The sequence below is a fragment of the Pandoraea sp. PE-S2T-3 genome (assembly GCF_002179965.1).
Classification (GTDB): Bacteria; Pseudomonadota; Gammaproteobacteria; order Burkholderiales; family Burkholderiaceae; genus Pandoraea.
In genome coordinates, this window is record NZ_NGUQ01000033.1 from 230406 (window position 1) to 243894 (window position 13489).

Sequence of the window (13489 nt, forward strand, 5' to 3'; positions counted from 1 at the left end):
TCTTCGACACGCAAGATCGTCAGCTCAGAATCAGCAGTCCTCCCGGCAAGGACCTGGCATTCAGATCGAACGTGCTCTCCAGTTGTGCCAATGCTGCGTCGAGCGAGGCGATACGAAAACGCCCCGTCACACGTTGGTTCCGGGCCGCCTCGTTGACCAGCACGACCCGCCCCGAGCGATAGCGATTGATCTCTGCAACAACATCGACAAGACGAATCTGGTCAAACACCAGTTCGCCACGACGCCATGCCGCCACAGCCAGCGCATTGACATTGCCGACATCGCTCAGCACATGGTCGTTGTAGGCGACCTGCTGATGCGCCTGCAAGGATCGTTTGCCGGCGGGATGCGAAACCTGAACCGTGCCGTCGATGCATGTGACACAGGCCTTGCCATCGAGATAGCGGACTTCGAAGCGCCCGTCCTGCGCACGGGCGCTACCTACGCCTGCCGATACCGTGAACGGCTCGGCCGAGCCCCCCAGATCGACGGCGGCCTCGCCAGAGAGCAACGTCACGCTCACGGTCCTGCCGTTTTGAATACCTTGGCGGATGCTGGTCTGCGTGTTGAGCGTGACCACGGTCTGCGACGCCAGCGTCAGCGTGCGCTGCTCGCCCACGGCCGTGCGCTCGTCGGCGCCCAACGAGTCCGGCATCACGCGGCGCAGCACGTCCGGATAGAAACCGGCGACGGCCGCCGCCGCGCCTACCGTCAGCGCACCGCCGATGAACGCGCGACGGCCTGCCGAACGCTGTCGCACGGCAGGACGTGGCGTTGCGGGCGTTGCCGGCACCGCTACGGCGCCTGGCATCGCGTTCGGATGCCGCTCGACGTACATGCCGCTTGCCGTGCGCAGTGTCGCCCAGCGGTGCTTCACCTCGTTGAAAGCGAGCTTGTGATCGGCGCTCGCGTCGAGCCAGCGCCGGAAGGCTTGCGCGTCGACTTCGGTCACATCGCCGGAATCCAACAGCCGCAGCCAGACGCGCGCCTGCCGTTGCAGGTCGTCCGAGAGAGGGGCCGGAGAAGTGTCGCGTGTATTCATTGCATCAACATGGGTGCCCTGCCGGAGGCGGGCAATCTAGCGGTATCGATAACGCGGAACCGCGCTTCGTCGGATGCCGCCAGTGTATGGACGAACGGCATCGCACAAATCCCTCAACTATTTTTTAGCTTTCAGTTTTTCATCCAGAAAATCGTGCGCGCGACGCAGCTCGTTCTCGACGACGCGTAGCGACACCCCCAGACGCTCGGCCACCGCCTTCTGCGGCAGCCCTTCCCATCGAACCAGCAGCAGCACCTGACGGCGCCGTTCGGGCAGCCGCTCCATCAACTGCATGAGCGCATCGAGTTCCGAGCGGTCTTCCGCAACGCGCGCCGGGCCGGGCGCCGTATCCGACAGGTGCATCAACGCATCGACTTCGTCGAACGAGAGCGAGCGGCTTTGCTTGCGCTGCGCGTCGAGCGCGATATTCACGGCGACGCGAACCAGATAGCTGCCCGGGCTCTGCACTGTCTCGCCCGCTGTCGGCTCCTGCGTTTGGAGCTTGACCCAGGCGTCGTGCAAGGCGTCGCCCGCCAGATCGCTGTTGCCCAGCAGGCGCGTGAGGCGCCGCTTCAGGTTGTGATAGTGGCGGGTCAGGTATTCGGGCAGCGGTCCGACGTTCTCCGTCATGAATGCCCCTCTTTGCCCGGCGACCGGCAGACGGGGGACGAATCCGCGTGATGCGGATCGCGCGGCAACAGCACCATCGTCAACGGTTGGGCCAGATCGTGGGGCGGCGCAGCGTCGACGCGCACGCTGGCGAGCACCCGAAGCACGGCGGCGTCGCGGGCGCGCTCCCCGGTCGAGGTCAGCAGACGTGCCTGACGCAAGACGCCGGTCGCGTCGATCTCGAAACGCAATAACGTCCGGTATTGGCCCGGCCGGGTCAGCGCATTGGCGCAAAGCGCCGCCCAGACGCCCGCCTGTACCCGGCCGGCATAGGCGTTGGCGGGGGTGTCATCGGCCGCAGGCAGCGCTTCGGCCGGCAGTGTTTTGAGGACGAAAGCCTCTGCGGGCCCCGAGCGTGCATGCTGAATGGCGAGACCGGTGCCCGCCAGCAGGCGCTCCAGTGCGGTGTCGGCGGGAAAGTCCCCGCGCACGGGCGACGAGGTCAGGCCGGCCACCTGTGCACTACTGAAGAGAGCGGGACGGCCAGAGATCATGGCGTAACGTTGCAGGGCATCGGCCAGTGGCTGCGCAGGGATATCGAAGAAGAAGGACGTAGGTTCGGCATCGGCCCCGGGCGTCTGCTGCGCGGGTCGTTCCGGCACCGTGGGTTGTCCGCGCTCACTGTCTTTACCGGTCACGGTGTCGGCCGGTGCACCTCGCGCGGGAAATGTCCCCGCGCTCAACACCAGCAGCAGCGCGCCATAGCGGCTCAAACCCAGCAAGTACAGACGCAAGATGCATGCTCCCGGCTTCCGAACCAACGGCGCGTCACGCCGCCGATCGCCAGCCTCGGTGCGCACCGGACGGCCTGCGTCCATCGCCCATGCAGCACGCAACTCTGGAAAGTACGGATGATGACACCGGAGTACGACAATTCTGTTACACCCCGTGAGCGCCATCCATCAAGCGGTACCGATTGACTATGGAGCATCTCCACGATATCCCCAGCGTCTTGCGACTCATATCGGCAATATTGTCAATTTCTCTTCACGGATTGCTTCGCGATTTTTCTTATATTTTTGATGACTACATTTACCTCATGGTCCGCTGAAAAAATACAGCCGAATCGATACGGGATCAATGATGCAGCTCCCGTTCGAGTCTTTAGAAAAATTTTAGCCCCCCACTCGACATAACACCCCCATCAAGCTTATTTATAATTTATAAATAGAATTATATAAATTCGCACCTATCACCATCAACCAAACACAAGATACTTAGAATTATCAATTATAAAATCCCTGGACACCAATCACCGATAACGTAGAACGAATTCCCAAATGCCTTTACTACCCGGTCACATGGATCCTCCTCATCCGGCCTATGCCAAGTTCCGTTCACATCACCGCTCGCATCGTACATTAGCCGATAGTGAACTCCCCCCCCAATCCCCCAGTCCCACTCCGTTCGACCGCCTCTCACTTCAGCAATATAACTTGGCTCTTTGAATTTAAATTGCACCCACTGCCTAACCCCGACACCAAAATTCAAAACAGGAATTGACAAAAATAGCATCCAAACAACAAGCACCACACCGGAAAATACTAATGAAATACCCCTTCGAAATCCACGAAAAATCATCAAAATCACACCAAAAACAATGATAGCCAGAAAAACAATTAATGCAATTTCATTTAAAAACCCATCCATCTCCATATAGAATATTGACATTACTATGTAAACCGAAATCCCGAACAAAAACACCCTCAAATCAAATACACCTTTAATATTTCTCTTCATGTGACTCGCATCCGATGGCAACCCCAACAATCTCACCACTCAATGTTTGAGGCTAACAAACTATCCCTTTTCTATCCTGACGAGTCACCACCACTTCAAATACTGTTTGACACAAAAAATTCACCCGCCCCCCCCCCGAATGGCATCCGGGCTCGCACCATCCAGCAGCCCCTCTCCCCATAGACGCGCACTTACGGTTGCGCAGTTTCCCCAAATTGCATCGCAATAGAGGGAGGGCGCCGCCCAACTAGCAGTTCGATCGGCATATTCACTTGCTCTGACTCCAATCCAATTTCTGGTAAAGAAACCACATTGGCTGATACGTTGAGAAATAATATTTCCATCAAATGTTATGGAGTCCAAATTTTTTATCTGAATATTTAGCTAAGCGACGCAAATGTCGATTCGCTTCGGGTCCTTGGGAGCGCGCAGTAACAGTTGCGCTACGCTGAGCGGCCTCAGCTCGAAATTCGAGGCGAGTCCATAGCGTATAAGCGGTACAGAGACGAGAACCGTCGAGATGAAAAACAACGCTCCGCCCGAGTATTGAGCACCAGCGTGCATCGTTTTCGAACGGGGCTCAGGAGGAGCCAGCAGTACGTGCCCAATCGTCACCGGCCAACGCGGACGCGGACAGAAACGTGGGTTGTGCCGCCAAAAACAAAAAAGCCCTTGAATGATCAAGGGCTGATTTGTTTGCTTGGCGGAGAGGGTGTCTGCCAAACTTCGTTCCATAAAATTCCACGAGATTCCGCAAACCCCTATATTTCATGGTGGCTCCCCAGGTGCTTCGGCCTCCAATGTCCAGCACGTTCCAGGTAAATCCAGCTACAATTTGATAGTCAATTTGATAGTCAAAATGTGGAACCCACGAGATGGCGAACGCAATCAACAAGCTTAGCGTACTTCAGGTCAACCGACTGTCGAAGCCCGGTCTGTACAGCGATGGCGCAGGGCTGTACCTCCAGATCACTAGGGGCGGGGTAAAGTCTTGGCTGTTTCGTTACATGAGAAATCGGCAAGCTCGTGGCATGGGTCTTGGCCCAGTCCACACAGTCAGTCTGTCGGATGCTCGCATCAAGGCCCTTGAGGTACGTAAGCTGCTGCTCGAAGGAGTCGATCCGCTTGACGCGAAGCAACAAAATCGAGCATCGACGGAGGCTAGCGCGCTCAAAACCACCACGTTCGACGAATGCGCCACGGCTTACATTGACGTCCATTCCAGTGGATGGAAGAACGCGAAGCACGCAGATCAATGGCGCAACACGCTCGCGACCTATGCGTCCCCCTATTTTGGCTCCCTGCCGATCGCGGACATTGACACCGGACTCGTCATGAAGGTGCTCGAACCGATTTGGATTTCAAAGACCGAAACAGCGTCACGCCTGCGTGGCCGGATCGAATCTGTGCTCGACTGGGCCACTGCACGCGGACATCGCACTGGAGAAAATCCTGCGAGATGGAAAGGGCACTTGGACCACTTGCTTCCCAAACGATCCAAGGTCCAGGCAGTAGTTCATCACGCGGCCCTTCCCTATGTCGACGCACCGAAATTCATGGTGCAACTACGGGCCACTAACACGATGGCAGCGAAAGCGCTGGAACTGCTGATACTGACGGCTACGCGCACTAGCGAAGTCATCGAAGCACGCTGGGACGAGTTCGATCTGAGGGCGGAAATCTGGAGAATCCCCGCGGAACGTATGAAGGCAGGAAAGGAGCACCGCATACCGTTGTCGCCGGCTGCCAAGGTCTTGCTAGAGCACATGCGGTCAATTAAGCAGAACGAGTTCGTTTTTCCCGGCCAGCGCAAAGATAAGCCGCTATCCAACATGGCGCTCCTTCAGTTGCTGAAGCGCATGGGGCGAACAGATCTGACGGCCCACGGATTCCGATCCACGTTTCGTGATTGGGTCGGTGAAACGACGCACTACCCGCGTGAAGTGGCCGAGGCTGCACTCGCTCACTTGCTGAAAGATAAAGCCGAGGCAGCGTATGCGCGCGGCGATCTATTCGAAAAACGCGCAGCGATGATGACCGACTGGTCGGCACACCTTGCTTCACCGTGACGTCGCTAATCGAGGGCTCAACGTGCGAAAATAGTTGACGACCGCTGTCGGCCAGAAGCAGTCATTCAATCATTTTTTAATAACGACAAACATTTTTCCCTATCGTCTGAATCTAGTCAGGAATTTCGAATCACATGTACGACATCAGGCAGTTGGTTGCAATCGAGAACGAATTGCGCCAAACCATTCGCTCGAAGTTCGTAGACTTCTTTTCTGTCCACGACTACACCAAAGACAGCAAGTCCGTAATTTCAAGGCCTGTCAGCTCTTTGTCCGACGCGGAGGCTTTGTACTACGGCACTGGTCTGTACGTGATCATGTCTGACTATCAGTTTGAAGAAAACAAGTGCCGCCTAATTACTGACGGTCTAAAGGCAATCTACCGAGGCCACTGCTACACCGTAAAGGGGCGCATAAAGAGTCATCTGTTCAATGACCACTACCGTAGCAATCTGCCTGCTAGAGGTGTTCGTTACGACGTTTGCATGAAGCTTGATGATAAGAACGGCATCAACATTTCTGAACCCCCGTACAGCAACTACCACTGGTGGGTTGTAGTTCACAAGATGAAGGGAAGTTCAAAGATGATTCGCGAGCAAGCGGAGCACGCCTTCGACGAGGTATTCGGCCGCCCACTCGGGTCAAAAGAGGCTGGGCAAGCAGATGCCTAACCGTTCCATAGAGAGGTCGTTAATAGTTTGGCGGCCTACTTGAGCCCAGCCCGAACGCAGTGAGGTATTACCGAGGTCAGTTCTGCTGAGCCAGAAACCCAGAAACCATCGGAGGCAAGCCATTGGAAGTCGGCACCTCCCGGTAGGTGCCCCGAGATTTACGGATCTTCACATTCGGGAGGCCGCAGGTGATCAGCTTGGCCTTGACTTCCTCCTCGGCTAGCGCACACCTGGGGCCCAGCACCACCTCCCTGATCGCGGGGACACCGAAGCTGCAGGTCTGGACTTGGTGATAGTCTGCTTGACCAAATCCACTGTCGCGCACGCCCAGCGTGTAAGGATCGGCGTACTCGTTCACTTCGATGAAGCCACGTAGTTCCCGTTCATCCACAAAAAAATCGTTCTTGTACAAGGTGCACAGCCGCACCAATTCCATCTTGAGCGTGCCCAACTGTACGGGCATGGTTGTCACTCGCTCGAAACACGTATAGACCTGCTCTTTGAAGGCAGCTTCCTTGTACATGACAGGAATGAACTGAACCTTACCCTGGACCGGAGCCATCTTGGCAAGATACCGCGTGCCCAAGTTTTGCATCTGGATTTCGGGATAGTAATAACCAATAGCCGCCCCGGCTCCGTTGTCGCCATAGCCCCGCCACATGCTTAGGCAGTCACCATCCAACGAAAACGAGCAGATAAGCGCCATGAAGTCCGCAGGCATCCGCTCTGGGGAAATCTCATTCAGAAGATTTTTATATTGCGGGAATTCTTCTGCCGCAATCTCGCTGATCATGCGAAATCCAGCAGCATATTCATCCCAGTCGTTCATTCGGCGCAAATCGGAAAACCACAAGGTCTGGCTCTCCAGCATCTTGAAAAAAGTGTCGGCGTGGGCATAGCGGTAAGCGAGAGTATTCATCTAAAAATAGGCTTCAACGGTTGGCGCTGCAAGTGCCTGAATATCAGACTTTAGCGATGGACGCTATTAAAAAAATAGGTCTCGCCAACGATTGGCACTGGAGATCACAGCAATTCCATCCTGCAGTTCCTGATTTCAACACGGGTACCTCAGATCCCGCGTCACGATCCATAACCTTCGCTACCACGGCCACAGCGCCGTGGGCGCGCAGTAGATCTCTCATGTCAAACGGTTGCCAATGTCTGCAAAGGGTCGCAAACCGCCGTCGGTAGGCATAAAACGGCTACCGGGACCCAAACAGTGACAACGCGCGAGGTCGGGACTAGCTGCATTTGCGCCGCAGGGAGTTGGCCGTGTTAGATTTGCCCGAGCTAGTGGAGCAGTTCGGCATGAATTCACCGCGGTGACCGTCTTGCGGCCACGAAGTCTTTACCGGGGAAACCGTATGACATTCCAGTTTGACCGAAATGTCTATGCTGCCACCGACCCAGTCGGTGGAGTCACGATTCGAATGTCCAATAAGTTTCGTGACACCGGCCCCTCCGACGGATTTCTTTTTATCTACGAAGGGCCGGAAGGTAAGTTTGAGTTTCTTGTGTGGGAAAAGCGGGAAAGCAGAAAGACGCTTATCAAAGGACTTCCGACGGAAAGAATGATGGTGGTAGGCGGCCTCATTCTTGAGCCCTCGTTATTTTCTTGGGCACAACGTCTCGGGCTTGGTATCAACATCGTCGAAGCCAAGGGTATCGACAAGATCAAAAAGACCGTGTTGGAGGGGATATTTTGTCTTTTTACGTCGGGTGGTGATTTACTCCCCTTTGTGCCCGACTTTTATGTTCAATTCATCCAACACAAGCCAGACGGCGTATAGCGGGAACGTCTACTCCGGGTCGAAAACAGCCTTTCATAAATGGCCGGAGTCGGCCAGGAGCCGTCAGTGGCAACCCGACCCTAGTGCGTAGGTAATATTAGAGCGCACGACCGTTTCGCGACGTGTTGGTTATAGCCCATTATCGAGATCAGTTGACTAATTAAGCTAGGAGCGCGATACATGCGATGTGCAGCGAATTTCGAAGTTGCCTCGGACCTGTCGGTCGTGTCCGATGCCCAAGTGTTGAGCATCTGTGACCCTCGCGACGCATTCAAAGCGCTGATCAGGAACATCCCGCGCTCGGAGTTCACGACGCCCTTCTTGCTTTCGGTTCATATCTATTTCGACGCAGAGGCATTGGATAATGCCGCTGAAGTAGCGGAAGACCACTTGGCTACTTGCCTTAATATGCTCGCATTCACAACCGGTTCTAGTTTTCGAAAGCATAGGATAAGGCAAATCGTCGATGCCGAAACGTCTTCGAAAGACGCAATGAGAGATATACGTATGTGGGGCGATCGAATTGAGTATGACGATCCGCAGCCATTCCTAGTCAGTGAACACGCTCATACAATCGAACGTCTGCTGGAGTTTGACATTCCGCCAGCTATACGGCGCGCCCTGCGATGGTATCGATTGGGAATAGACGCCTCAGCGCCGGACGACCAGTTCACCTACTTCTGGTTTGCGCTGGAGATTGTGGCCGAATTTCAGAAACCAACTGCTAAGGTGAATGACAAATGCCCGCACTGTCAGTCCGCACTCTATTGTGAACAGTGTGAAACGCATCCGCAGCATAGGCCGTATGCAAAGCAAGCTATCCGGGCTGTGCTGATGGACGCGGACGAGGGGTGCGACGACGCAACGGTGGCCCTTCTCGATAAAACCCGCAATAGCCTCATGCACGGCGCGACTCTTAAGGAAATCGAAAGTTCACTACCTGATCCTCATGAAAGCGTGATCGACACGCTGGGACGACTATTGTTGAAGGTCTTAGTCAGACAGTTTCCCAAAGAAATGTTCGATGGTTCCTTGGTGATGGGACTGCCATCTACATATGTGCATTACATGATGGCAACCGTAGCTCACATACGGACTGTTGTGCCGGTGGACGCTGACGGTCATTTCGATCTAAATTTCACTGGGATAGTTGCGGCGATAAAACCGTTGGGACCGCCGCAGAGTGCCCTACCGTCTGTGGTGAAAATGACAATTGAGCAATTCGCCCATCTCAAAAAACTCAGCTACCAAACGGTCGATCAACAAGAAATGTTGGAACGCATTCGAAACAAAATCAGGGAGCAAGACGGCTTCATTTACGCGCTGGTTATTTCCCCGGACATGGCGGTGATCAATAGTGCCATACAGAAGGGAGAAACGGGCGAATGGCAGGATTTTTTCCGCCAGTTCATTGATACTGCACAGGTTGGCTAATGAGCGCGTCCATTAGCTAGCACGCCACAGGTAAAAAGGCGCTCCGGGTCGATGTTGGACAGCGATGACGCACTGATTTCGGCCAGTTCCGGACATTCGACATCCCGTCTCAGATCGTCGACAATCAATGGCCGCCACACACTGAGAAACTGAACGGCGGGCATGCCGAGACTAATTGGAAGCGATTAAAATCTTCCTTAAGTGAAGATTAATAGAACAAAAATGGCAAAGGAATTTGGCGTGGGTCATTGGGGAAGTGCTGGTTGTGATGTGAGCGATCACGGCGTGATCTTTCAGTCTCTTTTTTCACCAGCGGAGATGGAAATTGCATTTCGTGAGCGATTTTCAGACACCATGGGTAAGGGCGTCGACAGACTTAGCGGGTTTCAATTCACATCTCGAGCAACGGCCGAGTTTACAATCGCGTCCAAAAAAATTCTGGATGGGAAATTTCGTTTCTCCCCGTACCTTGAGGTGCTGCGCCCCAAGGCTAGGAACAAGCCCCCGCGGCTCATTGGAATTCCTACCGTACGAGATCGTGTCGTTCTATATCAGCTTAATAAATTCCTCGCGACGATTTATCCGGAGCGTGTTCCCGGGAACGTAGCGGCTACTTACGTTCGAGACGTGTCGCTTGACCTTCAGTCTTGTGTGTCGGCGTCGACGTGGGTTTGTAGTACAGATATTCAGACATTTTACGACTCCATTCAGCAAGATCGACTGTTACGGGTTTTGTCAAAGCGTGTGAAGTGCGATGCCGCAATAAGACTTATTGATCACGCAATGCGCACGCCGACGGTTCCAAAAAATACTCGTCGCAATCGACACAAGGATTACCCATCGCGAGGTGTCCCGCAAGGCTTGGCTATCTCAAATATCCTTGCGTCGATATATATGCAAGATGTGGATGACGCGATGGGAAAGCAGGGGGTCACTTATAAGCGCTATGTAGACGACGTATTGATGTACGGGGAGCACGATGCCGTGCACAGGGCGTTCAGATCGTTGCATTCCCGTCTCAAATATCGAGGTCTCGCGCTACACCCTTTGGGCTCAAACAAAACACAGATCGAACCTCTGACGGCAAAATTTGGTTATCTTGGATACACATTTCAGTTGCCCGTCATATCGGTTCGAGATTCTACGATTGAACGATTTTTGCAGTCTATCGCAATGAAGTTTAGTGACTTCGTTCACAACAAGAAGCGCCGGCTCGAAAAGCTGAAGTACCTCGATGAACCGCGCCTCAACGATATTTTTCTAAGTGAACTGAACGAGCGTATCGCGGGGGCCATCTCGCAGAACCAGCGTTACGGGTGGATTGCCTATTTCAATCAAATTACGGACCTGTCGTTGCTGCACAGATTAGATTCGGCAATCGAGGGGATGTTCGAGCGTCTAGGCGAGTTTCAGCACGCGCCACCGCTGGGACTAAAAAAGCTGCGACGAGCCTACTTCGAGATGAAATTCAACCCACGGGGCGGCTACGTACGGGACTACGACAAGATCACGACCATAGCGGATATGTTGCGCTTGCTCATTGATCGGGGACGAATCGATCCCAACGTTGCGTTGACCGACGCGGAGATCAGGGAAAAGTACGAACAGTACGTCAGGCATGTACTTGCGGCCATGCATGCCGATGAGGGTAGCGTGTACGGATAGATCAGCTAAAATAACCCCGGGCGGAAAATGCTTATCGCGCTAGCGATACCTCATGAGATTTTGCCTCATGAGCGAAAGTGCTCTCTACCCATGCAATTGCATGGGTCGCGGCTTTACCCGCGAACCTCCTTGGGAGCGATTTTATGCGTCGTTGCCTTGGGAGTGGATATGACCGATTCCTCAAGCATTTCCGCCCACCCCTATCAATTCCAATGAAAGACTTCCTGTTAAATCTGCGTCAACGCGCTTGGTGCACAGCAGGCGCACGCTATAACGCGGCACGCCGACTCAGAATACGTGAGTGGGTGTCTACGTGTAGCCTGGCGCTGTTATCTGCGGTGAGCATTCTGGTTGCGTTTGCGCAAAGAATATACTCTCCCACCCCTAATACGGTGCTCGATAACTATTTGTCGTCGTTTGCAGTGGGCGTGGGGATCCTGCTCTTGGTCGTCAGCCTACTCGAGTGGGGCGCTAGGTATGGTGCGAAGGCCGAGGCATTGCATCGCAGCGCGGAGCTCGTTACCTCATTTCAGATCAAGGTAGCTATGTCGATTGCTGCTATTGATGCTGGTCATTCAGCCACTCTCGACGAGGTTGATCAGCTAAGGGTTGAGTATGACGAGATTAAGGATAAGTGCGGGGAGAACCACGATCCTCGAGACGATGCACTGTTTCGTGCATCTCACCGACACGACCGCGACTTGTGGAAAGGCGGCAACGTAGCTCCTGGTTGGTTAGGGGCAAAGTGGACGTACGTTAAGTGGGTGCTTGCCGAAACTTGGTTTTTTGCACTGATCTGGCTTGTCGTCGCTGGAGGCCTTGCATACTCGATTTGGCTTCCCAAGGCGTAGTCATCCTGCTTACTGGTGATCTGTAGATTTCGCTCATTTGGGCGGCCAGTTTAGAGCCGGGGGCGCCGGTTGCCAGCCACATTAGACGTTTCGACGTCTCATCGAGCCGGCAATTTTTGTCCAACAGGTCATGTCACCTGGCGTGAGCAACGGACCTGAAAGACGGGACGGCAACTGCTGCAAAAACGTGGCTTGCGGGTCGTCAAGTGGCGGAGAAATCATAGGGTTGAAGGCGAGCACAACTGCCGGAGTACAAGGCCGTAATATCGCCGCGCATCGAATGACCGCGACAGCCGTTTTGTCCGTCCGCAATGGGTCGACAGCAGCCGAGCAGCTACGCCGTCCCCGCAACCATGTCCCGGCATCAAGCCTCGCATATCGGAATCCGGCCGCAAAGTTCACTGACGTCGGATTAACAGCGAGTACAAAATTCGGAAGGTACACCGTCTAGCTGTTTGATCGTCAACCAATCATCAGACGCCGATTTTGAAGTTCCTCCGACGCTCGCTGTCCGCGCGTCTCGATAGCGCGTCCATGACCGCCCTCAGTAATACATAACGATTAGTATCATTTTGAATGTGGATCGAGTCGATCTCAATCCGAAGAACATCGAGTCGGAATCCGATAGGTCCATTCGCGAGTGTTCTCACGAGTCACGACCCAACCGCTCAATCTCTGGAAGTCTCGTGTCCCGGCAATATGCGCTGGCCAACAATGTCCGGTGTCTCGTCACCATCTCCTCGTCAGGTTAGTTCGTCCCCTGCGATACGAATGACGAATACAGAGACCTCACTATCGAACCCCGTCAAATCGACCGCACGAATCTTGCCGCACACATTGGGTCGAATCATATTCGTCAAGTGAACGAAATCTACAAAATCTAGTAGCGCGCCCAAGTGATCGGGTAGACCGAGCCTCGACGACCTGACCGTCAATCGCAATCACCTGGCGCAGAATCTGTGAATTCGGATACAGAAGAAGGCGACGGCTTAAATAGCCGCATCGCCGCCCCTCGCCACACGTCGACAACAGAACGAATTCGGCACGGCGTCGTGCTGGGCATGAAAGCGGTTTACCAATCTCATGAACTCGGCACCTGCGGTGGCGCCCGAGAATCAGAACTGTTGGTCCCTAGTAAATAGCTAACCCCAGAAACTGGCAGGATCATCCGCGCTTTTTGGTCGAACCGACCGTTGTTCTCGGAGTTCCTTCAACAAAAACGGTCAATGCTCTGGCAGCGGATTCTTGTGTCACCCGCAATACTGGCTCAGGCCCGCATGCGAATTCGTGATGCCATTCGACGGCACACGCGTCCATTAACCGAATTCGTAGTGCGCGCAGGGGCGCACACTGGCCGGCATCAAGGTATTGCCGCTGAGATCCGAAACCAGATCCGGACCACCGCAAACTTGGCCGCAGTACGATTCCAGGCCAGTCCCCGAAGCCCCAATCGCCAACCTCGATCACACATGGTTCGGTTCAAAACTTGAGGAATTCGACGGCCCGCGATCGCGCATCCTCGACGTCAGAAACAACGCGCTTACCGTTCGGACTTTGT

At 54.4% G+C, this 13489-nt stretch carries 11 protein-coding genes; 6 read left to right on the top strand and 5 right to left on the bottom strand.

Annotation, left to right across the window (positions count from 1 at the left end):
• Positions 1 to 19: 19 nt before the first annotated feature.
• From CDV46_RS19870 to CDV46_RS19885, 4 genes are all read right to left on the bottom strand, one after another.
• Positions 20 to 1042 (bottom strand): FecR family protein, encoded by a 1023-nt coding sequence (locus tag CDV46_RS19870; RefSeq protein ID WP_087724467.1) that lies wholly within the window; start codon positions 1040 to 1042, stop codon positions 20 to 22.
• 117 nt (positions 1043 to 1159) lie between these two features.
• Positions 1160 to 1672, bottom strand: coding sequence for an RNA polymerase sigma factor (locus tag CDV46_RS19875; RefSeq protein WP_058375408.1), 513 nt, complete (start codon positions 1670 to 1672; stop codon positions 1160 to 1162).
• Positions 1669 to 2445, bottom strand: a complete 777-nt coding sequence (locus tag CDV46_RS19880) for a TonB family protein (RefSeq protein WP_176399129.1) — start codon at positions 2443 to 2445, stop codon at positions 1669 to 1671. The genes CDV46_RS19875 and CDV46_RS19880 overlap by 4 nt, the downstream gene beginning before the upstream one ends.
• 496 nt (positions 2446 to 2941) lie before the next feature.
• Positions 2942 to 3451 carry a hypothetical protein gene (locus CDV46_RS19885; RefSeq protein WP_087724471.1) on the bottom strand — a complete coding sequence of 170 codons (510 nt, stop codon included), beginning with the start codon at positions 3449 to 3451 and terminating at the stop codon, positions 2942 to 2944.
• Between the two features lie 875 nt (positions 3452 to 4326).
• On the opposite strand from CDV46_RS19885, the gene CDV46_RS19890 reads away from it, so the two are divergent.
• Entirely contained in the window at positions 4327 to 5520 is a 1194-nt protein-coding gene (locus CDV46_RS19890) for a tyrosine-type recombinase/integrase (protein WP_087724472.1), read from the top strand.
• 134 nt (positions 5521 to 5654) lie between these two features.
• A complete protein-coding gene (locus CDV46_RS19895; RefSeq protein WP_087724474.1) occupies positions 5655 to 6191 on the top strand; it encodes a hypothetical protein in 537 nt (178 codons plus the stop codon).
• A gap of 76 nt (positions 6192 to 6267) precedes the next feature.
• Here the strand turns inward: CDV46_RS19895 and CDV46_RS19900 are convergent, their stop codons facing one another.
• A complete protein-coding gene (locus CDV46_RS19900) occupies positions 6268 to 7110 on the bottom strand; it encodes a DUF2971 domain-containing protein (protein ID WP_087724475.1) in 843 nt (280 codons plus the stop codon).
• 445 nt (positions 7111 to 7555) lie between these two features.
• On the opposite strand from CDV46_RS19900, the gene CDV46_RS19905 reads away from it, so the two are divergent.
• The 4 genes from CDV46_RS19905 (at position 7556) to CDV46_RS27660 (ending at position 11931) form a co-directional block, all read left to right on the top strand.
• On the top strand, positions 7556 to 7981 hold the full coding sequence (locus CDV46_RS19905) for a hypothetical protein (protein WP_087724477.1): 426 nt from the start codon (positions 7556 to 7558) through the stop codon (positions 7979 to 7981).
• Between the two features lie 225 nt (positions 7982 to 8206).
• Positions 8207 to 9415 carry a methylamine utilization protein MauJ gene (gene mauJ / locus CDV46_RS19910; RefSeq protein WP_140413430.1) on the top strand — a complete coding sequence of 403 codons (1209 nt, stop codon included), beginning with the start codon at positions 8207 to 8209 and terminating at the stop codon, positions 9413 to 9415.
• Between the two features lie 222 nt (positions 9416 to 9637).
• Entirely contained in the window at positions 9638 to 11080 is a 1443-nt protein-coding gene (locus tag CDV46_RS19915) for a reverse transcriptase domain-containing protein (RefSeq protein ID WP_087724481.1), read from the top strand.
• A gap of 212 nt (positions 11081 to 11292) precedes the next feature.
• On the top strand, positions 11293 to 11931 hold the full coding sequence (locus CDV46_RS27660) for an SLATT domain-containing protein (RefSeq protein ID WP_176399130.1): 639 nt from the start codon (positions 11293 to 11295) through the stop codon (positions 11929 to 11931).
• Positions 11932 to 13489 lie beyond the last annotated feature (1558 nt).